At 69.4% G+C, this 26,986-nt stretch carries 24 protein-coding genes, 1 tRNA gene and 1 pseudogene; 11 read left to right on the forward strand and 15 right to left on the reverse strand.

The features are described from left to right. Window positions 1–45: 45 nt before the first annotated feature. The 7 genes from G6N56_RS11500 to mfd form a co-directional block, all read right to left on the reverse strand. Complete coding sequence (locus G6N56_RS11500; RefSeq protein WP_085256651.1) at window positions 46–996, reverse strand: Ppx/GppA phosphatase family protein; 951 nt, start codon at window positions 994–996, stop codon at window positions 46–48. Then, window positions 984–1,478, reverse strand: coding sequence for a DUF501 domain-containing protein (locus tag G6N56_RS11505; RefSeq protein WP_085256650.1), 495 nt, complete (start codon window positions 1,476–1,478; stop codon window positions 984–986). The genes G6N56_RS11500 and G6N56_RS11505 overlap by 13 nt, the downstream gene beginning before the upstream one ends. Further along, window positions 1,471–2,157 carry an FtsB family cell division protein gene (locus G6N56_RS11510; RefSeq protein WP_085256649.1) on the reverse strand — a complete coding sequence of 229 codons (687 nt, stop codon included), beginning with the start codon at window positions 2,155–2,157 and terminating at the stop codon, window positions 1,471–1,473. The genes G6N56_RS11505 and G6N56_RS11510 overlap by 8 nt, the downstream gene beginning before the upstream one ends. Before the next feature lie 12 nt (window positions 2,158–2,169). Beyond that, entirely contained in the window at window positions 2,170–3,459 is a 1,290-nt protein-coding gene (gene eno / locus G6N56_RS11515) for a phosphopyruvate hydratase (RefSeq protein ID WP_085256648.1), read from the reverse strand. Between the two features lie 80 nt (window positions 3,460–3,539). Then, window positions 3,540–4,268, reverse strand: a complete 729-nt coding sequence (locus G6N56_RS11520; RefSeq protein WP_142280681.1) for a lytic transglycosylase domain-containing protein — start codon at window positions 4,266–4,268, stop codon at window positions 3,540–3,542. 275 nt (window positions 4,269–4,543) lie between these two features. After that, a complete protein-coding gene (locus tag G6N56_RS11525; protein ID WP_085256646.1) occupies window positions 4,544–5,545 on the reverse strand; it encodes a nucleoside triphosphate pyrophosphohydrolase in 1,002 nt (333 codons plus the stop codon). Window positions 5,546–5,594: 49 nt separating this feature from the next. After that, complete coding sequence (gene mfd / locus G6N56_RS11530; RefSeq protein ID WP_085256645.1) at window positions 5,595–9,251, reverse strand: transcription-repair coupling factor; 3,657 nt, start codon at window positions 9,249–9,251, stop codon at window positions 5,595–5,597. A 108-nt stretch (window positions 9,252–9,359) separates the two neighbouring features. Here mfd and lysA point away from each other — a divergent pair, with 108 nt between their 5' ends. Further along, on the forward strand, window positions 9,360–10,700 hold the full coding sequence (gene lysA / locus G6N56_RS11535; protein WP_085256644.1) for a diaminopimelate decarboxylase: 1,341 nt from the start codon (window positions 9,360–9,362) through the stop codon (window positions 10,698–10,700). A gap of 6 nt (window positions 10,701–10,706) precedes the next feature. On the opposite strand, the gene G6N56_RS11540 is transcribed toward lysA, so the two are convergent. Beyond that, window positions 10,707–11,300: a TetR/AcrR family transcriptional regulator gene (locus G6N56_RS11540; RefSeq protein WP_142280680.1), complete on the reverse strand. Its 594-nt coding sequence runs from the start codon at window positions 11,298–11,300 to the stop codon at window positions 10,707–10,709. 135 nt (window positions 11,301–11,435) lie between these two features. On the opposite strand from G6N56_RS11540, the gene G6N56_RS11545 reads away from it, so the two are divergent. The 8 genes and pseudogenes from G6N56_RS11545 to pth all read left to right on the forward strand — a co-directional run bounded on the left by G6N56_RS11545 (window position 11,436) and on the right by pth (window position 16,987). Continuing rightward, window positions 11,436–11,507, forward strand: a tRNA-Gln gene (locus G6N56_RS11545). Window positions 11,508–11,616: 109 nt separating this feature from the next. Continuing rightward, window positions 11,617–13,077 carry a bifunctional UDP-N-acetylglucosamine diphosphorylase/glucosamine-1-phosphate N-acetyltransferase GlmU gene (gene glmU, locus G6N56_RS11550; protein WP_085256642.1) on the forward strand — a complete coding sequence of 487 codons (1,461 nt, stop codon included), beginning with the start codon at window positions 11,617–11,619 and terminating at the stop codon, window positions 13,075–13,077. A gap of 79 nt (window positions 13,078–13,156) precedes the next feature. Then, entirely contained in the window at window positions 13,157–14,137 is a 981-nt protein-coding gene (locus G6N56_RS11555; protein ID WP_085256641.1) for a ribose-phosphate diphosphokinase, read from the forward strand. Then, a complete protein-coding gene (gene arsC, locus G6N56_RS11560) occupies window positions 14,138–14,485 on the forward strand; it encodes an arsenate reductase (glutaredoxin) (RefSeq protein WP_085256640.1) in 348 nt (115 codons plus the stop codon). Next, complete coding sequence (locus G6N56_RS11565; RefSeq protein ID WP_085256639.1) at window positions 14,482–15,129, forward strand: LpqN/LpqT family lipoprotein; 648 nt, start codon at window positions 14,482–14,484, stop codon at window positions 15,127–15,129. Before arsC ends, G6N56_RS11565 begins: the two co-directional genes overlap by 4 nt. A gap of 123 nt (window positions 15,130–15,252) precedes the next feature. Further along, window positions 15,253–15,498 (forward strand): annotated as a pseudogene (locus G6N56_RS11570) (oxidoreductase); the annotation flags it as partial. Between the two features lie 262 nt (window positions 15,499–15,760). Next, window positions 15,761–16,399 carry a 50S ribosomal protein L25/general stress protein Ctc gene (locus tag G6N56_RS11575; RefSeq protein ID WP_085256638.1) on the forward strand — a complete coding sequence of 213 codons (639 nt, stop codon included), beginning with the start codon at window positions 15,761–15,763 and terminating at the stop codon, window positions 16,397–16,399. A 12-nt stretch (window positions 16,400–16,411) separates the two neighbouring features. After that, entirely contained in the window at window positions 16,412–16,987 is a 576-nt protein-coding gene (pth, locus tag G6N56_RS11580) for an aminoacyl-tRNA hydrolase (protein ID WP_085256637.1), read from the forward strand. 78 nt (window positions 16,988–17,065) lie between these two features. On the opposite strand, the gene G6N56_RS11585 is transcribed toward pth, so the two are convergent. The 5 genes from G6N56_RS11585 to G6N56_RS11605 form a co-directional block, all read right to left on the reverse strand. After that, complete coding sequence (locus G6N56_RS11585; RefSeq protein WP_085256636.1) at window positions 17,066–18,700, reverse strand: fatty acyl-AMP ligase; 1,635 nt, start codon at window positions 18,698–18,700, stop codon at window positions 17,066–17,068. A gap of 299 nt (window positions 18,701–18,999) precedes the next feature. Next, window positions 19,000–19,950 (reverse strand): 4-(cytidine 5'-diphospho)-2-C-methyl-D-erythritol kinase, encoded by a 951-nt coding sequence (locus G6N56_RS11590; protein WP_085256635.1) that lies wholly within the window; start codon window positions 19,948–19,950, stop codon window positions 19,000–19,002. Window positions 19,951–20,035: 85 nt separating this feature from the next. Further along, on the reverse strand, window positions 20,036–20,974 hold the full coding sequence (rsmA, locus tag G6N56_RS11595) for a 16S rRNA (adenine(1518)-N(6)/adenine(1519)-N(6))-dimethyltransferase RsmA (RefSeq protein ID WP_085256670.1): 939 nt from the start codon (window positions 20,972–20,974) through the stop codon (window positions 20,036–20,038). Continuing rightward, entirely contained in the window at window positions 20,938–22,065 is a 1,128-nt protein-coding gene (locus G6N56_RS11600; protein ID WP_085256634.1) for a resuscitation-promoting factor, read from the reverse strand. The genes rsmA and G6N56_RS11600 overlap by 37 nt, the downstream gene beginning before the upstream one ends. 146 nt (window positions 22,066–22,211) lie before the next feature. Then, entirely contained in the window at window positions 22,212–23,036 is an 825-nt protein-coding gene (locus G6N56_RS11605) for a TatD family hydrolase (protein ID WP_085256633.1), read from the reverse strand. A 56-nt stretch (window positions 23,037–23,092) separates the two neighbouring features. Here G6N56_RS11605 and metG point away from each other — a divergent pair, with 56 nt between their 5' ends. Further along, window positions 23,093–24,652: a methionine--tRNA ligase gene (gene metG / locus G6N56_RS11610; RefSeq protein WP_085256669.1), complete on the forward strand. Its 1,560-nt coding sequence runs from the start codon at window positions 23,093–23,095 to the stop codon at window positions 24,650–24,652. Window positions 24,653–24,775: 123 nt separating this feature from the next. Then, a complete protein-coding gene (locus tag G6N56_RS11615) occupies window positions 24,776–25,138 on the forward strand; it encodes a PAS domain S-box protein (RefSeq protein WP_085256632.1) in 363 nt (120 codons plus the stop codon). 185 nt (window positions 25,139–25,323) lie between these two features. Here G6N56_RS11615 and G6N56_RS11620 read toward each other — a convergent pair whose 3' ends face one another. Both G6N56_RS11620 and G6N56_RS11625 read right to left on the reverse strand, forming a co-directional pair. Beyond that, a complete protein-coding gene (locus tag G6N56_RS11620) occupies window positions 25,324–26,028 on the reverse strand; it encodes a TetR family transcriptional regulator (RefSeq protein WP_085256631.1) in 705 nt (234 codons plus the stop codon). 129 nt (window positions 26,029–26,157) lie between these two features. Next, window positions 26,158–26,835 carry a TetR family transcriptional regulator gene (locus G6N56_RS11625; protein ID WP_085256630.1) on the reverse strand — a complete coding sequence of 226 codons (678 nt, stop codon included), beginning with the start codon at window positions 26,833–26,835 and terminating at the stop codon, window positions 26,158–26,160. Between the last annotated feature and the right edge of the window lie 151 nt (window positions 26,836–26,986).

Consider the following 26,986-nt stretch of genomic DNA (forward strand, 5'->3'; position numbering starts at 1 on the left):
ACTACTCGGCGCTGGACGCCACGGGGTATGCCGGGGCTTGAGCAGTTAATCGCAGATAGACAGCACGATGCCGTCCAGGATGTCGTGTTCGCTGACGGTCAGCTCGTCGATGCCGGCGCGGTCGCGTAACTCGCGCGCCAATTCCTCGACCACGATCGCTCCCCCGGCGATGACGTCGGCCCGCCCCTCGTGCATCGGTCCCAGAGCGGCACGCTGGGCCCGCGTCATGCCGATCAGCCGCTCGCACACCGCCAGCAAGTCACCGCCGGGCACACGCGAAAGGTGAATCGCCGCAGAGTCGTAAGTCGCCATGTTGTGGGCCAGCGCCGACAGCGTGGTCATCGTCCCGGCCACTCCCACCCAGGTGCGTGCTCGTTCGACGGGCACCACCCGCAGCGCGACGTCGAGACGCTCGCGCACCACCGCGCGTGCGGCCGCCACCTCGTCCGACGTCGGCGGGTCGGAGTGCAGGCAGCGTTCGGTCAACCGGACGCAGCCGATGTCGGCCGAGTAGCTCGCCACCACGGCATCGCCACCGACCACGATCTCGGTCGAGCCGCCGCCCAGGTCGACCACCACGAAAGGTGCGGCCGCACCGCTCAATTCGCCGACGGCCCCGCGGAACGAAAGCGAGGCCTCCTCGGCACCGGTGATCACCTCCGCCACCGTCCCGGGCAGCACCGCACCCAGCACGTCCGCGGTCATCGCGAAGAACTCGTCCCGGTTGGCGACGTCACGCGCGGCGGACGTGGCCACCATGCGCGCCCGTTCGACGCTGTGCACCCGGAGCAGACCGGCGTAGTCGGCCAACGCCACGCGGGTCCGCTCAATCGCCTCGGGCGCGAACTGACCGGTCGCATCGACACCCTGACCGAGCCGCACGATCCGCGTCTCGCGATGCACATCGGTCAGCCGCCCGTCGCTGGCGTCGGCGATCAGCAACCGAATCGAGTTGGTGCCGCAATCGATTCCGGCGAGCCTGGTCACGCTCGCCATTGCCCCGGCACCAGAATCCCGTCCATCGCCGGGTCAAGGGCCAGCACTGCCAGCACCTCGTCGCCGAGCGGGTTGCACCCCGGGCCCCTGGCCAGGGAATGGGCGATCAGCACGTGCAGACACTTGACCCGGTCCGGCATGCCGCCGCCCGAGAACGTGGTACCCAGCGGTTCGATCGTGTCGCGCTCAGCCAGGTAAGACTCGTGGGCGCGCCGATACGCGGCCGCCAAATCGGCGTCCCGGCCCAGCCTTTCGGTCATCTCCCGCATCAGTCCCGTCGTCTCCAGGCGGCTCGCGGCCGCCGTCAACACCGGATGCGTCAAGTAGTACAGCGTGGGGAACGGCGTCCCGTCGGGTAGTCTCGGCGCGGTCTTCACCACGGCGGGTTCGCCATTGGGGCAGCGGTAGGCGATGTCGAGGACACCGCGCGGCTCGCGCCCCAGCTGGCGCGCCACCGCCTCCAGGTCGGCACGGTCAACCACCGGGACCCGCAGGCGCGGGGGCGGCGGGCGGCGCGGAACCGGGCGTGCCCGGTTCGGCCGGCGCGGGTGGGACCCCGGGAGGGGCCGGCGGCAGGTGCGGCGCGTCGGCGACCGTGTGCCACAGGGCGGTGTACCACGGGTCGTTCTTCGTGGGTTTGCCCGGCTCCGAACCGGGTTGGGCCGGCACGGCCGCGGTCGGGGGCAGCTGGACCTGAAATGGAATGTCCCCGGGCATCACGAAACCCAGCCGCTCGCGGGCCTGGGCCGCGATATAAGCCGGATCGCCGAGTTTGCCCTTCTTCTGTTCGAGTTCGGAGATCTGACGGCGCAGCGACGCTTCGCTGGCGGACAGCTGCTGCATCTCGGTGCGCTGCGCGAAGTACGTGCGCACCGGGCCCGCGATGGTCAGCGTCAGCACACAGACCACCGCCGCCAGCACCGCCGCGCGCCGGGCGGTGAAGCCCAGCCGTTGGTCGGACCGCTGCTCCACCGACTCGGCGACCTGACGCTTGATGGGCTCGACGACATGCTCCTGCAGCGAGCGCGTCGGAGCGCGACCGCCCGTCTGCGAGGGCTTCGACGACGACGGCTTGGCCGAACGCGGGCGCCGAACCGAGTCGCCGCCCTTCCCCGGACGCGATGCGGGGGAGCGCCGCTTTGGATCGGGCTTGGCCGCCAAGCTATTTCAACCCTATTTCGCGTCCACAGCGAAGCGCGGAAAGGCGAGGTCGCCGGCGTAGCGGGCGGCGTCGCCGAGCGCTTCCTCGATGCGCAGCAGCTGATTGTATTTGGCGACGCGCTCGCTGCGGGCGGGCGCGCCGGTCTTGATCTGTCCGCTGCCGACCGCCACGGCGAGGTCGGCGATCGTGGTGTCTTCGGTCTCGCCGCTGCGGTGGCTCATCATCGTGCGGTATCCACTGTGGTGGGCCAGCGCCACGGCGTCGAGCGTCTCGGTCAGCGTACCGATCTGATTGACCTTGACCAGCAACGCGTTTGCCACGCCCTTCTCGATGCCTTCCTCGAGACGCTCGGGGTTGGTGACGAAGATGTCGTCACCGACGATCTGCACGCGGTCACCCACCGATGCCGTGAGCGCCACCCAGCCGTCCCAATCGTCCTCGGACAGCGGATCTTCGATGGAGACCAACGGGTAGGAACCGAGCAGGCCGGCGTAGAACTCGGCCATCTGCTCGGCGCTGCGGGTCGAGCCCTCGAACTTGTATCCGGTGCCATCGGTGTAGAACTCGGTGGCCGCCGCGTCGAGCGCCAGCGCAACGTCGGTGCCCAGCCTCAGACCCGTCGATTCGATGGCCTTACCGATCAGGTCCAGCGCCGCGGTCGTGCCGGCGACGTCGGGGGCGAAACCGCCCTCGTCGCCCAGACCGGTGCTCAGACCCTGCTTCTTCAACACCGACTTGAGCGCGTGATACACCTCGGCGCCCCAGCGCAGCGCCTCGGCGAAGCTGGGCGCCCCGATCGGGGCCACCATGAACTCCTGGATGTCCACCGCCGTGTCGGCGTGCGCCCCACCGTTGAGGATGTTCATCATCGGCACGGGCAGGATGTGGGCGTTCGGCCCGCCCAGGTAGCGGAAGAGCGGCAGTTCGGCGGAGTCGGCGGCCGCCCTGGCGACGGCCAGCGAGACACCCAGGATCGCGTTGCCACCGAGCCGAGACTTGTCGGGGGTGCCGTCGAGGTCCACCAGGGCCTGGTCGACGAGCCGCTGATCGTCGGCGTTGAGGCCGATGACGGCCGGACCGATCTCGTCGAGCACCGCCTGGACCGCCTTGCGGACGCCCTTGCCGCCGTACCGGTCGCCGCCGTCGCGCAACTCCACGGCCTCGTGCTCGCCCGTCGACGCGCCGGAGGGAACCGCCGCGCGGGCAAACGTCCCGTCGATCAGGGCTATCTCCACCTCGACCGTCGGGTTACCGCGGGAATCCAGGATTTCGCGGGCTCCCACCTGCTCGATAATCGGCACTGGGTTCTCCTTGCCTAAGTTGCCTGGTAGCTGGGTCCCGGCCTCGAGGCCGCCCTTAGCGTAAAGCCTGGTACATCCTGCTACAGCGGGTGACCCGCCGCATAGGCGGTCGCCCAGTCGCGAACCGCGCGCGCGTAGACACCGGAGTTGTTGTAGGCCCGCAGCGCGGTTATCCATCCCCTAGCGGTCCCGAGATCCTTTCCGCGCCAACACAGGTAACCGGCTGCCGCGAGCGCCGCGTCGTCGATGTTGTCCGGGCTGACCCGGCCGTCGTTGTGGGCGTCGACGCCGTACAACCGCCAGGTCTCCGGAATGAATTGCATCGGGCCCATGGCGCGCGTCACACCGTCGGTGTCGGTGACTTCTTGCTCGCTGTCGACGATGCGTAGCGTTCCGCCGCTGCCGTCCAGGCGTACGCCCCGGATGGGCGGGCTCACGTCTCCGTTCGGCGACAACTTCGCGCCCCGGTAGGTGCCGTGGTGGCTCTCGACCTGCCCGATGCCGGCCAGCGTGGTCCAGGCGATGTGGCATTTCGGGTTCTCCACCTCGGCCACCCGGGCAGCGTACGCGTAGGCCTCCAGCGCGATGACCGGAATCTCGAGCGCCGTCGACCGCTGCTGAGCCCAGCCAAGCAGCTGGTCCGCGGGCCGGCCGCTGGCGTGCGTGTCCACGGCCGGCACAGGATCCCCGGCCGGCGGGGGAACCCCTTCCGGGATGAACAGGCTGAGCTGCCAGGTGCAACTGGAGGCCAGCAGCATCGCGGTAGCGCCGACCACGGCGGCCGCCCGCAACCAACGCCTCGGCGACACCATGCTTGTCTGAAGCTCCCCTAAACTGCCCCTACACCAACTACGCCATCGTCCCACGAGATTTGGGCCTGCCCGGCGCCTTCGGGGTCCTGAGGCGTCGGTGGAACCCCGCCCCGCGCCGCTCGCCGATTAGCTGCCAGCAACCTTGGCTAGCAAACCAAACCGGTCTCTACCGCTTGGATTTCCGACTTCGCCGGCGATATTACCCGTCGACGTGCCATAAACGCGGCAAACATTCCGCTGATCGCTGCCACACCGTTACGCGGGCCGTCAATTTAATCCGCTTCCTCGCCCGGGGCAGCGCCGTCCTCATCCGCTGCGTCGACCGGACGCTGGTTCTCGATCGGCCAGTGCGCGCGCCACTCCTCCTCACTCACCGCGCCGCGCGGCGCCAGGTCGAACTCCTCGGGCACGCCGCCGCCGCGGCGCTCGGCGGCGATCGCCCGCTCCGCGTTGCGGACCGTGTCGACGAACTCCAGAACGGCTGTGCGCAGCGCGCTTTCCGCGTCCACGTCGGCGGACACCGAGATCGACGTCATGTCGGCGGGAATGAGGTCGGCGGGTATGCCGGCTTTTTCGGCGCGCGCAATCACCTTCTGCGCCAGCGCCAGTGCCGGCTGACCGGTGTGGACGTCGTCCATGGCCGAGTTTCGGGGCTTTTCGGCCGCCTTGCGCTCCTCCCACTGCGCCAACTGTTCCTCGAGCGAAATGGTCTGACCGGCAAGGACTCCCGGCACCCGGTTGCCCAGCTTGCGCATCAGCGCGGCGGCGACGTCGTCGATGGTGAACGGGTGCTGGGGCGCCTCCTCGGCGATGCGGGCGTGGAATAGCACCTGCAGCAACACATCTCCGAGTTCCTCCCGCAGTTGGTCGGCGTCACCACTGCGGACCGCGTCCAGGAGCTCATACGTTTCCTCCAGGAGGAAGCGGCGCAACGAGTCGTGAGTTTGCTCACTTTCCCAGGGGCCGGCGGTGCGAAGCTTGTCCATCATCGCGACGGCGTCGACCAGCTTGTCGCCGCGCGGCGTGTCCGGCGCCGAGATGAGCCGCGCGCCCGCGGCCAGCCGGGCGGTGACCGCGGGGTGTTCGGGATCCGAGGACAGCAGCACCGGCGCCGGGGACCCGGGGTCCCCGGAGTGCACCAGGCGTGCCGCCGGCAGCGACCACGGCACCGCGACCGGCATCTCCTCGGTGTACTCCACCTCGCCGCCGAGGTGCTCGACGGCTTCGACGGGGACCAGCGACGGGCGGCGGGGGTCGAACAGGACGACAATCATCGGCGCCGCTCCACCTCATCGCTCCGTTCTGCCTCGTCGCCCCCGCGGATCATGGCGCTCGCCGCCCCTCGCTGCCCGCCGCCGCGGTTGCCGTACTAGTTATGCCGATGTCCTTCTGCGGTTCACCTTGCAATGCTGTCACCAAATTGGCCACCATCTGCACCAACTCGACGTCGCGAATGCGCGGCGCGCCGACACCCCCGTCCCGGGGAATGGGGACCTGCACCGTGGCCGTCGTGGCGCGGTACCGCGCGGCCGGGTACATCCGCTTCAACCGCACCTGGGCGGAATCGGGCAGCGTCATCGGCGAGAGCTTCACCGTCGACTCCGACGCGGACGACACCTCGGTGATGCCGGCGGCGCGGCACAGCAGCCGCAGCCGCGCCACCGCCACCAGCCGCAGGGCCGGTTCGGGCAGCGGACCGTAGCGGTCGATGAGTTCTTCGATGACGGCGTCGACCGCCGCGTCGTCCGCGGCCGCGGCCAGTCGCCGGTACGCCTCGAGCCGCAACCGGTCGCTGGCGATGTAGTCCGGCGGCAGGTGTGCGTCGACCGGCAGGTCGATCCGCACGTCCTTGGGCTCCTCGGCCGTGGTGACCGTCTGGCCGTCCGCCGCGGCCCGGTAGGCCTCCACGGCCTCGCCCACCAACCGGACGTACAGGTCGAAACCGACCCCCGCGACGTGCCCCGACTGCTCGACGCCCAGCACGTTGCCGGCCCCGCGGATCTCCAGGTCCTTCAGCGCGACCGCCATGCCCGCGCCCAGCTCGTTGTTCTGCGCGATCGTGGCCAGCCGGTCGTAGGCCGTCTCGGTCAGCGGCGCGTCCGGCGGATACAGGAAGTAGGCGTAACCACGTTCGCGGCTGCGCCCGACCCGGCCCCGCAGCTGGTGCAGCTGCGAGAGCCCGAAGGTGTCGGCGCGCTCGACGATGAGCGTGTTGGCATTGGAGATGTCCAGGCCGGTCTCCACGATCGTGGTGCACACCAGGATGTCGTACTCGCGATTCCAGAACCCCTGCACGGTGCGTTCCAGCCGTTCCTCGGGCATCTGCCCGTGCGCGACGACCACCCGCGCCTCCGGAACCAGCTCGCGGACGTGCGCCGCCGCCCGGTCGATCGAGCTGACCCGGTTATGCACGTAGAAGACCTGCCCGTCACGCAGCAGCTCGCGCCGCAAGGCGGCTGCAACCTGCTTGTCGTCGTGCGGACCGACGTAGGTCAGCACGGGGTACCGCTCCTCGGGCGGCGTCAGGATCGTCGACATCTCGCGGATCCCGGCCAGGCTCATCTCGAGCGTGCGCGGGATGGGGGTGGCGCTCATGGTGAGCACGTCGACGTGGGTGCGCAGCGACTTGATGTGCTCCTTGTGCTCGACGCCGAAGCGCTGCTCCTCGTCGACGATGACCAGGCCGAGGTCCTTCCAGCGCACACCGGTCTGCAACAGCCGGTGGGTGCCGATCACGATGTCCACCGAGCCGTCGGCCATGCCCTCGAGCACGGCGCGCGACTCGGCGGGGTCGGTGAACCGGGACAGGCCCTTGACCGTCACCGGGAACCCGGCCATCCGGTCGGTGAACGTCTGCAGGTGCTGGTCGGCGAGCAGCGTGGTGGGCACCAGGACGGCGACCTGCTTGCCGTCCTGCACCGCCTTGAACGCCGCCCGGACCGCGATCTCGGTCTTGCCGTAGCCGACGTCGCCGCAGATCACCCGGTCCATCGGGATCGGCTTCTCCATGTCGGCCTTGACCTCGGTGATGGCGGTGAGCTGGTCGACGGTCTCGGTGAACCCGAACGCGTCCTCCATCTCGGCCTGCCACGGGGTGTCCGGCGCGAACGCGTGGCCGGGGCTGGCCTGCCGCTTGGCGTACAGCGCCACCAGCTCGCCGGCGATCTCGCGCACCGCGCGGCGGGCCTTGGTCTTGGTGTTGGCCCAGTCGCTGCCGCCGAGCTTGGACAGCGCCGGCGCCTGCCCGCCGACATACCGCGACAGCTGGTCCAGCGAATCCATCGGGACGTACAGCTTGTCGGAACCACCGCCCCTTTTGCTGGACGCGTACTCCAGCACCAGGTACTCGCGCCGCGCGCCGCCGACGGTGCGCTCGACCATCTCCACGAACCGCCCGATGCCGTGCTGGTCGTGCACCACCAGGTCGCCGGCGGTCAGCGCCAGGGGGTCGACAGTGTTGCGGCGCTTGGCCGCCAGCCGCTTGCCCTCGACGGCGGTGGCCCGGCTGCCGGTGAGGTCGGTCTCGGTGATGACGACCAGGTTGGCGCCGGGGATCACGACGCCGTCGTGCAATGGGCCCTTGAGCACGCCGACGATGCCCGGGCGGGGCGCCGCGGCACATTCGAGCATGGCCGCGGGTGTCTCGAATTCGGCGAGCCGCTCGACGACGCGGTGCGCGGTTCCGGTGCCCGGCGCGACGACGGCCGCGTAGCCGCCGGTCGTGACGTGCGCGCGCAGCATCGCGAAGATGCCGTCGATGTCTTGCTGGTGTCCCCGGGCCGACGGCGACGGCCGGATGTCGAGCTCGGTCGCCGACTCGTCGGACAGCTGGCTCAGCGTCCACCACGGGTGACCGGCGCCGGCCGCGGCCGCGCGCACGTCGTCCAGCTCGGCGAACCCGGATCCCCCGAACTGCGCCACGTCGACGGGCGCGTCGGTGCCCAACGCCGCCACGGACCACGACGCCTCCAAGAACTCGCTGCCCGTCTTGATCAGGTCGGCGGCCCGGGTGCGCACCTTTTCGGGATCGCACAGCAGCACCGGCGTGCCCTCGGCCAGCTGGTCGGTCAGCAGCACGTGCTCGCCCGGCCGCAGCACGGGAAGCAGCGCCTCCATGCCGTCGACCGCGATGCCCTCGCCCAGCTTGGCCAGCATGTCGCTGACGCTCCCGGTGATGGCGGGCTCGGCGCCGGAGTGCCGGGCGGCCAGCGCGGCCGCCCGCTCCCGCACGTCGTCGGTTATCAGCAGTTCGCGGCAGGCCACCGCGATGACCGTGTCGACGTGGATCTCCGGTATCGACCGCTGGTCGGCGACGGCGAACATCCGCATCTCGCTGACCTCGTCGCCCCAGAACTCGATGCGCACCGGGTGTTCGGCGGTCGGCGGGAAGACGTCGAGAATGCCGCCGCGGACGGCGAATTCGCCGCGGCGGCCGACCATGTCGACGCGGCTGTAGGCCAGCTCGACCAGCCGGGCGATCACGTCGGAGAAGGCGACCTCCTGGCCGACCGTCAGCGTGACCGGCTCGACCAGGCCCAGCTCCGGCGTCATCGGCTGCAGCAGCGAGCGCACCGCGGTCACCACGACCTTCAGAGGCGGACCCAGCCGGGCGTCGTCGGGGTGGGCCAGCCGGCGCAGCACGGTCAGCCGGGTGCCGACGGTGTCTATGCCCGGCGAAAGTCGCTCGTGCGGCAGCGTCTCCCACGAGGGGAAGGCGGCCACGGCGTCACCGAAGACGCCCCGCAGCTCGGCGGTCAGGTCGTCGGCTTCGCGCCCGGTCGCGGTCACGACGAGCAAAGGGCCCAACCGCGCCAGCGCGCTGGCGACGAACAGCCGCGCGCTGGCTGGACCGACCAGGTGCAGCTCGGGGGGCCGGGCCGCCGCCGCATCGATGAGCTGCTGGAAGGTCGGCGCGGTGAGCGCCAGGTCGACGAGACCCGCGATCGGGGTTTCTGGATGAGCAGTCCCCGGTGCGGTCATGATGAATCCATTCTAGGTGCGCCGAAGGACGTCAATATCGGGCCCGGCGCCGTCAAAGGTTCGTCAAGGGGGGCGGCACCCGGTCCTCCTCGGGCGCACGGTGTAACCATGACATTGCTGGATTTCGTGCGGCCCCTGGGTCGGGCGGTGCCCCGGCGGTTCGATCCTGCGGTCTGGCCGGTCACCACCCACTCCGACGACGAGGGCCGCCTCTGCGTCGGCGGTGTACCCCTGGTCGATATCGCGAACGAGTTCGGAACGCCCGCCTACGTCCTGGACGAGACCGACTTTCGGCGGCGCGCCCGCCATTACCGCAAGGCGCTGCGCGGCATCGACGTGGTCTACGCCGGAAAGGCGCTGCTGACGACCGCGGTGGCGCGCTGGGCCCGCGAGGAGTGCCTCGGGGTCGACGTCTGCTCGAGTGGTGAGCTGGCCGTCGCCGTGGCCGGCGGGGTGGACCCGGCGCGCATCGTCATGCACGGCAATGCGAAATCGCCCGACGAGTTGCGCGACGCGGTGCGCGCCGGCGTCGGGCGGATCGTGGTGGACTCGTGGATCGAGATCGCCTACCTCGCGGGGGCGGCGCGCCGGCGCCAGCCGGTGCTCGTCCGGGTGACGCCCGACGTCGACATCCACGGCCATCGCGCGGTCACGACCGGCATCGCCGACCAGAAATTCGGGTTCTCACTGGCTGCCGGCCACGCCGCCGAGGCCGTGAACCGCGTGCTGGCGCATCCCAGCCTCGATCTGGCGGGCCTGCACTGCCATCTCGGTTCGCAGGTCAGCGACGCCGCGCCCTACGGCGAGGCGATTCGCCGGGTGGTCGCCGCCATGGCCGACATCCGCGCCCGGCACGGCGTCATCCTCACCGAGCTGAACATCGGCGGCGGGCACGCCATCCCCTACATGCCCGGGGATCCGGAGCTCGACCTCGACGAGCTGGGACGCGTCATCGAGGACGCGCTGGACGAGGCCTGCGCGGCCGAGCACTTCCCGCGGCCGACGGTCGTGGTGGAGCCCGGCCGCGCGATCGGCGGCCGGGCCGGGGTGACGCTGTATCGGGTGTGCTCGGTGAGGACGCAGCCGGGTGACCGCAGTTTCGTGGCCGTCGACGGCGGCATGAGCGACAACCCCCGCGTAGCGATATACGGCTCCCGGTACACCGTCGCGCTGGCGAACCGGCATTCCCGGGCGGCCCGCCAGCGCGTCACCGTGGCCGGCCGGCACTGCGAGGCGGGCGACGAGATCGCCCGCGACATCGAGCTGCCTGCCGACGTGAATCCCGGCGACGTGCTGGCGGTGGCCTGCACCGGCGCCTATCACCACAGCATGGCGTCGAACTACAACCTGGTCGGCCGGCCGCCCGTGGTGGCGGTCAGGGACGGGCGGGCCCGCGAGCTGGTCCGCCGCGAAACGATCGCGGACCTGCTGGCCCGCGACCTCGGTTAGCGCCCGTCATTCGTCCTGCAGCCGGGGGTCGGCCTCGAGGTGGGCCAGGCCATTCCACATCAGGTTGACCAGGTGGGCTGCGACCACTTCTTTCTTGGGTTCGCGCGTGTCCAGCCACCACTGGGCCGTCATCGACACCGAGCCGACCAGCGCCTGCGCGTAGAGCGGCGCCAGCTCCGGGTCCAGGCCGCGACGGGCGAAGTCGCCGGCGAGGATGGAACTGACCTGGCTGACGGCGTCGTTGAGCAGGCTGGAGTAGGTGCCGGAGCTGATCGCGGCCGGCGAGTCGCGGATCATGATCCGGAACCCGTCGGTGCGTTCCTCGACGTAGGTGAGCAGCGCCAGCGCAACCAGCTCGACCCGCACGCGGGAGCGGTTGTTGGTCAGCGACGAGGTGATGCCGTCGAGCAGCGCCGACATCTCGCGGTCGACGACGACGGCGTAGAGACCCTCCTTGCCGCCGAAGTGCTCGTAGACGACGGGCTTGGAGACGTTGGCGCGCTGCGCGATCTCCTCGATCGAGGTGCCCTCGTACCCGCGCTCGGCGAACAGCGAGCGCGCGATGCCGATGAGTTGCTGCCGGCGTTCGGTCCCGGTCATCCGGGCGCGGGGGGCCCGCGCCTCCTTGTCCGGCTCCTTGTCCAGCGCAGCCACGTCCATCAGGGTATCCGCTCGGGCGGGCTTTCCCTGACGCCGCCGACGGCCCGCGCACCGTCTAAAGTCTTGTTGGCGCAATCCGTCGTGGTGTAATCGGCAGCACATCAGATTTTGGTTCTGAGAGTTCAGGTTCGAGTCCTGGCGACGGAGCGTCCGAACGGCACCGCCCTTTGCCGCGAGCGTGCGTGAAATGACACGCTTAACGGCGTGTCGGCGTACCGACACGCACGTACGCCCCCGAGGGCAATAGGAGAGTTGAATGTCGTTTCGTGGTGATACCGCGGTCCTGGTGCTCGCGGCCGGACCCGGCACCCGAATGCGGTCCGACACCCCGAAGGTGCTGCATACCATCGCCGGCCGCAGCATGCTGTCGCACTCGCTGCACGCCATCGCCAAAGTCGCCCCCCAGCACCTGATCGTCGTCCTCGGCCACGACCACCAACGCATCGCGCCGCTGGTCGCCGAGCTCGCCGACACCCTCGGGCGCGGGATCGACGTCGCGTTGCAGGATCGGCCGATGGGCACCGGCCACGCGGTCCGCTGCGGGCTGTCCGCGCTGCCCGACGACTATGCCGGCACCGTCGTGGTCGCCTCGGGTGACACGCCGCTGCTGGACGCCGACACCCTGGCGGCCCTGGTCGCCAGCCACACCGCCGCCGGGCCGGCGGCCACCGTGCTGACCACCACGCTCGACGATCCCGCGGGTTACGGGCGCATCCTGCGCACGCAGGACGACGAAGTCACGGCGATCGTCGAACACACCGACGCGACGCCCTCGCAGCGCGAGATCCGGGAGGTCAACGCCGGTGTCTACGCCTTCGACGTCGCCGCGCTGCGCTCGGCGCTGAGCCGGCTGAGCTCCGACAACGCCCAGCAGGAGCTCTACCTCACCGACGTCATCGCGATCCTGCGCGGCGACGGCCTCACGGTCCACGCGCGGCACGTCGACGACAGCGCGCTGGTGGCCGGGGTCAACAACCGCCTGCAACTGGCCCAGCTGGGCGCAGAGCTCAACCGGCGGATCGTCGCCGCCCACCAGCTATCCGGCGTCACCGTCGTCGATCCCGCCACCACCTGGATCGACGTCGACGTGACGATCGGCCGCGACACCGTGATCCGGCCGGGAACCCAGCTGCTGGGACGCACCCGCATCGGCGGACGCTGCGACGTCGGGCCGGACACGACGCTCACCGACGTCGCGGTCGGTGACGGCGCGTCCGTCGTCCGCACCCACGCCACCTCGTCGTCGATCGGGGCCGGCGCCACGGTCGGCCCGTTCGCCTACCTGCGGCCCGGCACCGAGCTGGGCGCCGACGGCAAGCTGGGCGCGTTCGTCGAGACCAAGAACGCCACCATCGGCGCCGGCACCAAGGTTCCGCATCTGACCTACGTCGGCGATGCGGACATCGGCGAGCACAGCAACATCGGGGCGTCGAGCGTGTTCGTCAACTACGACGGCGAATCCAAACGACGCACCACCATCGGCTCGCACGTGCGGACCGGCTCGGACACCATGTTCGTGGCCCCCGTCACCGTCGGCGACGGGGCCTACACCGGCGCCGGCACCGTCGTGCGCGAGGACGTTCCCCCGGGCGCGCTCGCCGTGTCGGCGGGCCCGCAACGCAACATCGAGGGCTGGGTGCAGCGCAAGCGGCCGGGCAGCGCGGCCGCCCAGGCGGCCCAGCAGGCCTCCGAGCGATCCGGCGATCCGGCGCCGTGACCGTCGGCGCGCGAGCACATCAAGGCCGGTCGCGTACCATGAGGCGTCCATTTCGATCCGATACGGCGAGGGCAGTGCGTTGAGCCACGACTGGACCGACAACCGCAAAAACCTGATGCTGTTCAGCGGCCGGGCGCATCCCGAGCTCGCCGAGCAGGTGGCGAAAGAGCTCGACGTCCACGTCACCGCGCAGACGGCGCGCGATTTCGCCAACGGCGAGATCTTCGTGCGCTTCCAAGAGTCGGTGCGCGGGTGCGACGCGTTCGTGCTGCAGTCGGCCCCGGCGCCGGTCAACCAGTGGCTGATGGAACAGCTCATCATGATCGACGCGCTCAAGCGGGGCAGCGCCAAGCGGATCACCGCCGTCATGCCCTTCTATCCCTACGCGCGGCAGGACAAGAAGCACCGCGGCCGCGAACCGATCTCCGCGCGGCTGGTCGCCGACCTGCTCAAGACCGCCGGCGCCGACCGGATCGTCACCGTCGACCTGCACACCGATCAGATCCAGGGCTTCTTCGACGGGCCGGTCGACCACATGCGCGGCCAGAACCTGCTGACCGGCTACATCCGCGACAACTACCCCGACGGCAACATGGTCGTGGTCTCGCCCGACTCCGGCCGGGTGCGCGTCGCCGAGAAATGGGCCGACGCCCTGGATGGCGTCCCGCTGGCGTTCATCCACAAGACGCGCGACCCGCGGGTGCCCAACCAGGTGGTCTCCAACCGCGTCGTCGGCGAAGTCGCGGGCCGGACGTGTGTGCTGATCGACGACATGATCGACACCGGCGGCACCATCGCCGGCGCGGTGAAGCTGCTGCACGACGCCGGCGCCAAGGACGTGATCATCGCCGCGACGCACGGCGTGCTCTCGGACCCGGCCGCCGAGCGGCTGGCGGCGTGCGGCGCCCGGGAAGTGATCGTCACGAACACGCTCCCGATCGGCGAGGAGAAGCGCTTCCCCCAGCTGACCGTCCTGTCGATCGCGCCGCTGCTGGCCAGCACCATCCGGGCCGTCTTCGAAAACGGCTCCGTCACGGGACTGTTCGACGGGGACGCCTAGATGGCTGTTGGCTCGGTCATCTACCACAACCCGAAATGCAGCACCTCGCGCAAGACCCTGGAATTGTTGCGGGACAACGGGATCCAGCCCAAGGTTGTCCAGTACCTCAAGACCCCGCCGTCGCGTGACGAGTTGGCCCGGCTGATCCGCGACGCCGGCATCGACGTGCGTGCCGCGGTGCGCAAGCATGAGCCGCTGTATGCCGAACTCGGGCTCGCCGACGCGACCGATGACCAACTGCTCGATGCCATGGCCGAGCACCCGATCCTGATCGAGCGGCCGTTCGTCATCACCCCGAAGGGCACCCGGCTGGCGCGGCCGGTCGATGCGGTCCGCGAAATTCTGTGAGACGGGCGTGGGCGGCCGTTGCCGCTGCAGCCGCGCTCTCGGCCGCCGGCTGCGGCCCGAAGGCGCCTGACTACCAGTCGATTTGGTCGAAGACCTCGACCACCAGCGCGACCCCCACGACCACCGCGAAGCCCGTCCCGCTATCGCAGTACCTGCGCGACCTCGGCGTCACCGGCCAGCAGGTGGCGCCGTCCGCCCTGCCTGACCTCACGGTGTCGATGCCGACGCCACCGGGCTGGTCGGTGGCGAGCAACCCGAACATCAAACCGGAGACGGTGATGATCTCGAAGGGCGGCAAATACCCGACCGCGCGGCTGGTCGTGTTCAAGCTGCAGGGCGATTTCGACCCGGCGCAGGTCATCAAGCACGGCAACGACGACGCCCAATTGTTCGAGAATTTCCGGCAATTGGATGCCTCGACGGCGGACTACAACGGTTTCCCGTCGTCGGAGATCCAGGGCAGCTACGACCTCGACGGCACCCGGCTGCACAGCTGGAACCGGATGGTCATCCCCACCGGGTCGCCGCCCGCCAACCAGCGGTACCTGGTTCAGTTGACCATCACCGGCCTGGCCGACCAGGCCGTCGCGCAGTCCTCCGACATCGAGGCGATCATCAAGGGATTCGTCGTCGCGAGGAAGTGATGGGCGACGGTCAGGTGGAACCCCGGGATTGCGACGTCGTCAGGCGGCCCGGGACGTGAGGCGTCTCGGCGAGATTGCCACCATGGTCGTGACGGGCGCCTTGCCCAAACTCACCGATCGGGGAAGCTCACCGACGCGGTGGTGTCGGCCGCGACCCGGGTGATGGCCACGGACGCCGACTACGGCGCCCGGCAAACCCTGTACGCGGCGTCGCAGGACCTGCCGGGTGACACGTTCGTCGGGCCGCGGTTCGGATACGTCGGGCGCACACAGCCGATCGGGCGCAGCCGGCGGGCCCAGGACGAGGCGACGGCCGCGACGCTGTGGGACCTGTCCGAGCACCTGACCGGCGTCAAGTTTCCGCTCTGAGTCGGCCAGGCCGCTCGAGTGTGCGGCTTGGGCGTTCGTTGTGCGTCCAGGGCGGGATTTTCGCGGATCCGCCGCCGTGTGTGCACACCCGACGCCCGGAATGCACACTCGACGACCGATTTCTCCCGCAAGGCGCCCATGCGTTACCCTGACCGGGCGTCACGGCGAGGGTGGCCAGCATGCTGGCAACCGTTATCGACGGAGACCGACTTCTCGTCGCGACCTCACCGTGCCCCCCGAATCGAGCACACAGGAGCGACAAATGGCCAAGTCAGCAGTCAACCAATTGCAGGCGTCGGTGCGTACCGAAACCGGCAAGGGCGCCTCGCGGCGCGCCCGCCGCGAGGGCAAGATTCCCGCCGTCCTCTACGGCCACGGCTCCGAGCCGCAGCACCTCGAGTTGCCGGGCCACGACTTCGCGGCCGTCCTCCGGCACGCGGGCACCAACGCGGTGCTGACCCTGGACATCGACGGCAAGGAACAGCTGGCCCTGACCAAGGCGCTCGACATCCACCCGATCCGCCGCACCATCCAGCACGCCGACCTGCTGGTCGTGCGCCGCGGCGAGAAGGTGGTCGTCGAGGTCAGCGTCGTCGTCGAGGGCGACGCGGCACCCGGCACCATGGTCACCCAGGAGACGAACGCCATCGAGATCGAGGCCGAGGCCCTGTCGATTCCCGAGCAGCTGACGGTATCGGTCGAGGGCGCCCCGGAAGGCACCCAGATCACCGCGGGCCAGATCGAGCTGCCGCGGGGTGTCAACCTCATCTCCGACCCCGAGACGCTGGTGGTGAACGTCGTGACCTCGCCGACCGCGGAAGACCTGGAAGGCGAGGCGGCGACGGAGGAAGCCGAGACCGCGGAGGCGGAAGAGGCCGGCGCACCCGAAGAGTCCGAGTAGGCGGCTCGCGACATGGCCGAGCCGTTGCTGGTGGTCGGCCTGGGCAACCCCGGGGACAACTACGCCCGCACCCGGCACAACGTCGGCTTCATGGTGGCCGACCTGCTCGCCGCGCGGCTGGGCTCGAAATTCAAGGCGCACAAGAAGTCCGGTGCCGAGATCGTCGGCGGCCGACTGGCCGGGCGAGCCGTGGTGCTGGCCAAACCGCGCTGCTACATGAACGAGTCCGGCCGCCAGGTCGGGCCGCTGGCGAAGTTCTATTCGGTGGCGCCGGGCGACCTCATCGTCCTGCACGACGACCTGGACCTCGACTTCGGCCGCATCCGGCTCAAGATCGGCGGCGGCGAGGGCGGCCACAACGGGCTGCGGTCGATAGCCGCGGCGTTGGGTAGCAAGGACTTCCAACGCGTCCGCATCGGGATCGGCCGTCCGCCCGGACGCAAGGACCCCGCGGCGTTCGTGCTGGAGAACTTCACCGCGGCCGAGCGCACCGAGGTTCCGGCCATCTGCGAGCAGGCCGCCGACGCGACCGAACTGCTCATCGAGCTGGGGCTGGAGCCGGCGCAGAACCGCGTCCACGCCTGGTAAAGCCCCGGCGAGCGACCGTGTCTGTACGGGGACACGCCGCGGAATGCGGCAGTTTGCGGACGCTCGCGCCGACGGACCCTAGCTGACCAGCGTGATCGAATTCGACCGGCGCAGCTTGCCCGACGGCGTCTTGGGGATCGTCCCGGGCCCCAGCACCACGACGTTGCGCGGCCGCACGTCGACCTCGGCCACCACCTCGTGGGCGACCTGGTGCTCGATGCGCCGCACCTCGGCGGGGTCCTGCCAGGCGTTGGACTCGACGGCGACGGCGAACGTCTCGCGGGAGTGTCCGGCGTCCAGGCGCACCGCGACGGCGCAGCCCGGCCGCACCCCCTCCACGCGACCGGCCGCCCGCTCGATGTCGGTGGGGTAGATATTGCGCCCGGCCATGATGATGACGTCCTTGACGCGGCCGCACACCACCACGTGGCCATCCTCGGTGAGGTAGCCGAGGTCACCCGTGTCGTACCAGCCGTGCTCGTCCTGCGCCGGGATGAAGCCGCCCATGGTGAGGTAGCCGGGAGTCAGCGACTCGCCGCGCAATTCGATGACGCCGACGCCGCGGGGCGGCATCACGTTGCCGTTCTCGTCGATGATGCGGGCCTCGAGGTCCTTGAGCAGCGGACCGAGCGTCGCCAGCCGGCGGGTGTTGCCCTTGGTGGCCGGCACCGCACGCCGCAGCGCGGCCAGCAGGTCGGCGTCGACCTCGTCGACGACCAGGCCGGCGTTGCACTCGGAGAACGACACGGCCAGCGTCGTCTCGGCCATGCCATAGGCCGGCAGGATCGCCGAGGGCTTCAACCCGAACGGCCTGCCCGCGTCCAGCAGGTCCTCGACGTCGGCGGGCTCGACGGGCTCGGCGCCGGACAGCGCGAAGCGCAGCGTCGACAGGTCGAAGTCACCCGGCTTGGCGTTGCGACGCAACCGCTTGGCCAGCAGCGCGTACGCGAAGTTGGGCGCCGCGGTCATGGTGCCCTTGTACTTGTCGATGAGCTTGGCCCACAGCAGCGTGTCGCGCAGGAAGTCCATCGGCGTGACCTTGACCAGCTCGGCGCCGAAGTACATCGGGATGGTCAGGAAGCCGACCATGCCCATGTCGTGGAAGCACGGCAGCCAGCTGACCATGACGTCGCTCTCGACGTCGTATTGTGCGCCGATGAACATCGCCTCGGCGTTGGAGTAGATGTTGCGGTGGGTGATCTGGACCGCCTTGGGCGACCCGGTGGAACCGGACGTCAGCTGCATCAGTGCCAGGTCGTCCTCGCCGACCTCGACGGGGTCGATCGGCTCCGCCGCCAGCAGGTCGCCGACGGTGAGGACCTTGATGCCCTTCTCCTCGAGCACGGGGATCGCCACCAGGAACGGTTCGGAGACGATGACGGCCTTGGCCTCGATCATGCCGATGACGGTCATGGTGTCCTCGGCCCAGACGACGAGGTCGGTGCGGGGCGTCGGCTGGTGCAGCATCGTCAGGCTGGCGCCGCGCATCCACAGACCCTGCGCCGTCGGCGCGATCTCCACCGGCAGGCCGGCGAGCACGCCGACCGCGTCACCGAGGCCGATGCCCGCGGCGGCGAGACCGCCCGCGATGCGTCGCGCGCGCTCGTGGACCTCGCCCCACGTGTGCCGGACGGGGTTGTGGGGTTCACCGGTGACCATGCCCGCCGTCGTGTTGCGGGCATTTCGGTACATCTTCTCGGTAAACCTGCTCACAAAAACCTCCTCGGTTTCGGCGCTGTCCCAAGGCCCGTAAGTCTCATGTTCCGCTCGCCGGCTGCCACGTGGTAGCAGGCGCGCGAGCACAGTTGGGCGGCGGTTAGATCTCGAATCGGCGGCCCGTCGGCGACCGCGGGCTCAGCGAAAACCGTGGTCGACCGCCCACGAAACAGCCGCCCCCCGGCACTCCCGGCGGACGAAGTCGGGTGGTCCCGCTTTTCGCTATTCGTCACCGCGAGCCATCTTAAACTCCTCTTAAGTAACCGCCAAACTTTCGCGGCGCCGAGTTCGAATTTTCACACCTCGGTGGGGGCCGACACGACGCGCGCGCCGGCCACCGGTCCGGTGGCGACCCGCACAGTACGGCAGACTCCCGCACCCGACAACTCGGTGCCGACATCCACCGCCGCGGCGGCCGAGGAACACAGGAAGGCACAGGTCGGGCCGGACCCGGACACGATGCCCGCCAGTGCGCCGGCGTCGACTCCCGCGCGCAGCGCGCGCCGCAGCGATGGCTGCAGGCTGACCGCGGCGGCCTGCAGCTCATTGCCCAGCAGCGATGCCAACTGCTGGGCGTCGCCCGCGGCCAGGGCCGCCAGCACCGGGCCGGGCCCGCCGAGCCGTGGCGGGTCCCCCGCCTCCCGCAACCGGTCCAGCTCGGCGAAGACCTTGGGCGTGAGCAGCTCGCCGTCGGCGAACGCCAGCACCCAGTGGAAGGTGTTGCGCGACAATACGGTCGCCAGCTCCTCGCCCCGCCCGGTGCCCAGCGCGGTACCGCCGTGCAACGCGAACGGCACGTCGCTGCCCAGCCGCGCCGCGAGCATGCGCAGGTCGCGCCGCGGCACGTTGAGCTCCCAGAGCGAATTCATCGCCACCAGCACGGCCGCGGCGTCGGCGCTGCCGCCGGCCATGCCGCCGGCCACCGGGATGGACTTGTCGATGAAGATCGAGACGTCGGGCGCCCGGCCGACGTGGTCGGCCATCAGTTCGGCGGCCCGCCAGGCGAGGTTGCGTTCGTCGGTGGGCAGCTTGTCGGCGCCCTCGCCGACGAGTTCCAGCGACAGCACGTCGGCGTTGCGGACCGTCACCTCGTCCAGGAGCGAGACGGCCTGGAACACCGTCGTCAGGTCGTGATAGCCGTCCTGGCGGCGGTCATCGACGGCCAGGTAGAGGTTGACCTTGCCGGGCACCCGCACGGTGACCGACCCGGTGGGCACCCACTGCGCGGCGGTGTTGCCGTCAGTCACGATCGGCCCCTGTCAGCCCTGTCAGCCACCGCAGCAGACTATCGCCGCGCCAACCGGACCACATGCAACGGCGCCCGACGACACGTCAGCCCGCGGACGCCTGCGAACGCGAACCGTCCGGGCCGTCGGTACCCGCGGTGGACCGCTGCAGGAGCCGCACGAAGTCGTCGACGGACAGCGTCTCGCCGCGCCGGGCGGGGTCGATGCTGGCGGCCAGCAACCGATTCGCCGACGCGTTCCCCGAACCCGCCCATTCGGCGAACGCGTTGCGACAGGTCTTGCGCCGCTGCGCGAACGCGATGTCCACCAGCGCGAACACCCGCCGGCGGAAGTCGTCGTCGGTTGGCCACGGCGAGGTCTCGTACCGATCGATGCGCACCAGTCCCGAGTAGACGCGCGGGATCGGCCAGAAGACGGTGGGCGACACCATGCCGCAGCGACGCACCCTTCCGAAGAAGCGGACCTTGACGCTCGGCACCCCGTACTCCTTGCCGCCCGGCTCCGCCGCGAGACGCTCGGCGACCTCGGCCTGCACCATGACCGTCACGACCCGGATCGACGGGAATTCGGCCAGCAGGTGCAGCAGCGCGGGCACGGCGACGTTGTAGGGCAGGTTCGCGACCAGGGCAGTCGGCTCGGCGGGGAGTTCGTCGCGGCGCAGGGTCAGCACGTCGCGATTGACCACCCCCAGCCGGTTGCCCTCGCTGTTCGAGTGCTCGGCAATAGTCTGCGGCAGCCGTCCGGCGAGCACCGGGTCGATCTCGATGGCCGTGACAGTGGCGCCGCGGTCGAGCAGCGCCAACGTGAGCGACCCGAGTCCGGGGCCGACCTCCAGGACGTGGTCGGACCGGCTCACCCCTGAGGTGGTGACGATCCGCCGAACGGTGTTGGCGTCGTGGACGAAGTTCTGTCCGAGCGACTTGCGTGGCCGGAAATCGAGCTCCTTGGCCAGCTGCCTGATCTCGGTGCGACCGAGCAGCCGGATGGTCAGCTCGCCCCGGCCCTTCCGCTGCACACCGGCCAGGCGCCCCAGCCCTGGCGCTCCCGGGTCACCTCGGCGACGGTGATCTGCTCTTCGCGGGTGGCGAGGTCTGCGCGCGGGGCGAACCGCAGCCCACCGTTGCGCTCCCACGTGCCCTGGTCGAACTGCACACCGCCGTAATACCCGTTGCCGGTGTTGACCGCCCAGTTCCCACCGGCCTCGCAGCCGGCGATCGCGTCCCAGATCGACCCGTTGGTCACCGGGGGCACGTCGGTGCCCGGCTTGGTGCCCACGCGTACCACGGCATCACGGGCCGGCGCGATCACGGTGTTGGCGATCGGCAGCCGTCCGGTCTCGATGCCGTTGACGGTCGCCACCGCGAAGGTCACGTCCTGCGTCCCCGGGCTGCCCGCGTCCTCGACGACCTGACGGCTCATGTTCATGTCCGGATCCTCGACGCGCCGGGAGTTCGGTGGCAGCGGAATGCGCTCGGTCACCTGCTGGATCCGGTTGCGCGTCACCTGGATCTGCATGCCGTCCACGATGGGCGCCGTCGCGCTGGGGACCGCCTGATCGCTCTCCTGCAGCGGCGCGCCGACCGCGCTCAGCAGCGCGCCGACATTCGGCGCCGGCATGTGCACCGTCCGCACGGCGCCGCCGTCGTTGATCTGGACCGTCTTGGCGCTGACGACCGGCAGCGCCATCCCCGCCAGCGGCACGCGGCTGCCGCGTGAGGCCGCGGCCGGCGCGGTGTCGGTCATGGCGAGCTGCGCCAGCGCCTCGTCCACGGTCGACGCCGTCGTCCATACCTGCTTGGAGCCGTGGCCGTCCAGCGAGATCTGCAGGGGCCGGCTGCGCCGCAGCACGATATTGGCGGCGTCGCGGACCTGGACGTCGGCGGCCGGGTACAGGTCGTCGCGCTCGTCGATGGTGAAGCCGTTTTCCTGGACGATGTCGATCACCCGCGACTTCATCGTGGTCACCCGCATCGCGATGCCGTCGACGGTCAAAGTCACCGTCTTGCTAACCGACACGGCGAACCCACCGGCGAAGGCCAGCACCAACAGCAGCCCTCCGACGACGAGCCGCAACGATGCAGATGGGGTCTGATGAAGTTTTGTCAATACATTCAAAGCGCGTCTACCCCGACCTCAGCAACCACGTCAACGAATCATTCGGTAGCAAAAAGACAAATGGGCCCGGGGGCCCGCAGTACGATCACAAGACGGTAACGAACCGGCCAATGTTGAGCAACTCCGGCGCGGTGGTGTTAAGGAAATCACGGGTCCGCCGGCGGCAGCCCATAGACCCTGCGCGCATTGCTGGTGGTGATCGCGGCCAATTCCTCCGCACGACGATCGACCAGTTCAGCGACCGCCCGCACGGTGTAGGGCAGGCAATATGGCTCGTTCGCTGCGCCGCGGTAGGGATGCGGCGTCAGAAAAGGTGCGTCGGTCTCGACCAGCAGCAGCTCGGCCGGGATCAGCGGGATGGCTTCGCGCAGGGCGCGGGCGTTGCGGAAGCTCGCCGTCCCGGACAGGCTGAGCAACCAGCCCGCGTCGACGCAGCGGCGGGCCATCGCGGCGTCCGACGAGAAGCAGTGGAAGATCACGGCCTCCGGCGGGCCCTCGGCCGCGAGCACGTCCAGCACTTCGGCGTCGGCCTCCCGGTTGTGGATCATCAGCGGTTTGCGGCAGCGCTTGGCCAGGTCGATGTGCCACGCGAACGCCTCACGTTGCACGCCTGGCTCGGCGCAGCCGTCCAGGCGCCCCGGCCAATAGAGGTCCAGGCCGGTTTCACCAACAGCGACCACCCGCGGTTCGGCGACGAGCCGCTCGATCTCGGCGCGGGCGGCCTCGTCCAGCGCGTTGGCCCGGGTCGGGTGTAGCGCGACCGCGGCGTACACGCGCGGATCCCAGTCGGTCGCGGCCGCCGCCCAGCGCGCCGATTCCAGGTCGTCGGCGATGGTGACCACCGCTTCGACGCCGACCGCCTCGGCGCGGTCCACGATGGCCCTGACCCCGTCGGCGTCCCGTGCGCCGCACGCGTCGAGGTGCGTGTGGGCGTCGATCAGCGGCACCAGCGGCTCGGGGGCCGGAGGCATCCCGCGTTCACCACGTCGGTCAGAGCTCACCCGGACACAATAGGGTGGACTCCGACATGAAGCCCTATTACGTCACCACCGCGATCGCGTATCCGAACGCCGCGCCGCACGTGGGCCACGCGTACGAATACATCGCCACCGATGCGATCGCCCGGTTCAAGCGGCTGGACGGCTTCGACGTGCGCTTCCTGACCGGGACGGACGAGCACGGCCTCAAGGTCGCGCAGGCCGCCGCGGTGGCGGGCGTCCCGACGGCCCAGCTGGCCAGGCGCAACTCCGACGTGTTCCAGCGCGTCCAGGAGGCGCTCAACATCTCCTTCGACCGCTTCATCCGCACCACCGATCCCGACCATTACGAGGCGTCCAAGGAGATCTGGCGGCGGATGGCGGCGGCCGGCGACATCTACCTCGACAATTACTCCGGGTGGTACTCGGTGCGCGACGAGCGGTTCTTCTTCGAGTCGGAGACCCAGCTCCTCGACGACGGCTCGCGGGTGGCGACCGAGACCGGCGCCGCGGTGACCTGGACCGAGGAGCAGTCCTACTTCTTCCGGCTATCGGCCTATGCGGACAGGCTGCTCGCGCACTACGACGCCAACCCCGGCTTCATCGCCCCGGAGGTGCGGCGCAACGAGGTGATCAGCTTCGTCTCGGGCGGGCTGGCCGACATCTCGATCTCGCGGACCTCGTTCGACTGGGGCGTCCCCGTGCCCGACGACCCCGCGCACGTCATGTACGTCTGGGTGGACGCGCTGACCAATTACCTGACCGGGGCCGGCTTCCCGGACACGGACTCGGAGCTGTACCGCCGCTTCTGGCCGGCCGACCTGCACATGATCGGCAAGGACATCATTCGGTTCCACGCCGTCTACTGGCCGGCGTTTCTGATGTCGGCCGGCATCGAGCTGCCCCGCCGGGTGTTCGCGCACGGGTTCCTGCATCACCGGGGCGAGAAGATGAGCAAGTCGCTGGGTAACGTGGTCGACCCCGTGGCGCTTGCCGAGACGTTGGGGGTCGACCAGGTCCGCTACTTCCTGCTGCGCGAGGTCCCCTTCGGCCAGGACGGCAATTACTCCGAGGAAGCCATCGTCACCCGGATCAACACCGACCTGGCCAACGAACTGGGCAACCTGGCGCAGCGGTCGCTGTCCATGGTTGCCAAGAACCTCGGCGGGGTGGTGCCCGAGCCGGGCGAGCTCACCGACGCCGACGCCGACCTGCTCGCGACGGCCGACGGGCTGCTGGAGCGGGTACGCGCCAGCTTCGACGAGCAGGCGCTGCACCTGGCCCTCGAAGCCGTCTGGCTGATGCTGGGCGACGCGAACAAATACTTCTCGGCGCAGCAGCCGTGGGTGCTGCGCAAGAGCGAGTCCGAACGGGACCGGGCGCGGTTCCGGACGGTCCTCTACACGACATGCGAGGCGGTGCGCATCGCGGCGCTGCTGGTTCAGCCGGTCATGCCGGAGTCGGCGGGCAAGCTGCTCGACCTGCTCGGCCAGGCCGCGGACCAACGCGCTTTCTCCGCCATCGGCACGCGGCTGGTCGCCGGCACCGCGCTGCCCACGCCGACGGGCGTGTTCCCCCGCTACCAGCCGGCCGAGCCTCAGGCGGGGTGAGACAAGCGAAGCGCCCCAAAGAACTTCGACGGGTCTGTTAATAAGAAGGCGCACGGTACCGCCCTCGCAATAGGCGATAATCGGGCCGTGGACCGTCGACGAACCCCGCCTGCTCAATCGCCGATGACGGCGTTGCAGGAGCTTCCCGCCCTGGTCGTATTGGAGCGGATTCCGGTCCCCGTGCTCGCCATCGGTCACGACGGCAGCATCCTGTTCACCAACTCGGCCTTCGCCGAGATGGTCGGGTGCGAACCGGACGAGGTGCTGGCGCTGCGGTTCGAGCAGATTTTCCACGAGGCGCCCGAGTCGGAATCGCTGCTGTCGGTCGTCAACGCCCTCGCGAACATGGTCGTCGAGTTGCTGCACAAAGACGGTTCGGTCGTCCGGGCGCTGATGAGCAGGTCGGCGGTGCGGCGGGCGGACGACCAATTCGCCCTGGCGGTGTTCCAGGACCTGACCGAGCAGCTGTGGCAAGAGGGGCGTTAGCGAAGTCCGAGAAGGGCGAGGCCTCGAACGAAATACTTTCGGTGCATCAACCAAACAGTATGCATTCCATCGGTACGCCGGGCGAATACTAGGCACGTGTTGAATGCGCGCGCCGCCGGCTCCGAAACCGAGGCTCCAGCGGAGCCGGGCGGCTCGGCCCGCGGCCCCGGGAGCTTGACCGGGCCCTAGCCGATTCCCGGCTGAGTCCCGTTATCTTCTCGCGGAACCGCGCTGTGAGAATGGCGCATCGCCTCGCGCCGCAGGAATTGTTGGAAATAAGGCAGCGACGTTTCGCAAACGATGCCGGGAAGCATGAGTTCCCATATTTCGCTTAATCGCCCGGCGATATCGACGCCGCCACTTATGCCATCTGAAGAGAGCGCGTTGGAGAGCAATTGGATTCCGAGAATTCCCGCAACGATAGACTCGCTCAGCACTTCGGCGTCTATGCCTTCCCGGAGGTCTCCTTCAGCCGTTGCTCGCCGCGCTTCGGCAGCCAGCACTTCCACCAAGCCGGTGCAGAAACGGGCGGCCGCGTCATTGAATCCACCCAACGTGTGGGTCAACTGCTCGGCCGCGCGAGAGAATCTCTCCGAATTCAGGACTTTCGCGATCGTGAATGTGCCGTGCACGATATTCTCCAGCGCCGGCGACGATGATTTGCACACATTGCGGACGGCGTCGAGGATCGTGTCGGATCCCTCCTGGATGATGGCAGACGCCAGAGATTCCTTCGAGTCGAAGTGGTGGTAGAGGGCACCCTTGGTCATGCCGGTCCGCTCGATGATCGTGCCCCATCCGGCGGCCGCATATCCGACCTCGCCGAACACGTCGATCGCGGCGTCGAGAATCTTGCGCCGGGTTGCTTCAGATCGGACTTGGCGCGCCACTGCCCCACCTCCGCGGACCTCGTCTGACACGCAGCTTCCTCGGTACCGAGTCACCTTGCGCAACAGGGCTTTCAACAGTAACAGGCCGCTCGACCGAACCCTCGACCGGCCGAACAGGTCCGGCGTGCGTCACCGCGGCGGCGAACCGGTCGAGCCGGCGTTGATGGCGAGTGCCGCACGTCGCCTGAGGAACTGCCTGAAGTAATCCGACCGCTCGGGTTGCAGGATGCCGTTGAGGATGAGCGTCCAGCAGTTCTCCAAGTCGAGGAGGAAACGTTCCGGATCGTCCAGGCTGCTCGTCTGACGCAGCCCCATATGGAGCGACACCATCAAGCGCCCCACATCCCGTGGGTCGCACCGCTGATCGACGTCACCCTCCGCGATCGCCTGCCCGACGACCTCGCCCAGGCCCTTGGCCCACCTGTCTAAGAGCCTCTCCTGCAGCCCTTCTGAGCGACCGACGGAACCAAGCAGGTTCAATCCCGCCCGGACACCATCCGTGGTGATGTCCTGAACGGCGATCAGATACGAGAAGTCCATGAGGGTCTCGAGACCCGACAAACCGCGAGTGACCAGTTCCTGAACGGCGGCGGTGCCGGCCGAGATTTGCTTGTCAATAATCGCCACCGCGAGCGCGTGCTTCGACCTGAAATGAAAATACATCGCACCTTTGGTCAGCTCCGCGTCGGCAAGGATATCGTCGAGACCGACGTCGTGGTAAGGCCGCCGGGCGAACTGATGACACGCGGCGCGCAAAATTTGACGCCGCGTCGCGTCCGCCCGTCCATCTGTGGATTGTGGCGTCATCGGAATTGTGAACAGCGCTTCGGTGAAAGAAGACGATCCTCTCCGGTCGAGGTCCCGGAATTCGGCACAACACCGGGGCGCTCCGTTTCAGCCGCGGCAAAGCGGTGGGCCGTTCCGGACGACACGCGATGCGTCCATTCGATCGCCTTCA

It is taken from the genome of Mycobacterium saskatchewanense (assembly GCF_010729105.1).
GTDB lineage: Bacteria > Actinomycetota > Actinomycetes > Mycobacteriales > Mycobacteriaceae > Mycobacterium > Mycobacterium saskatchewanense.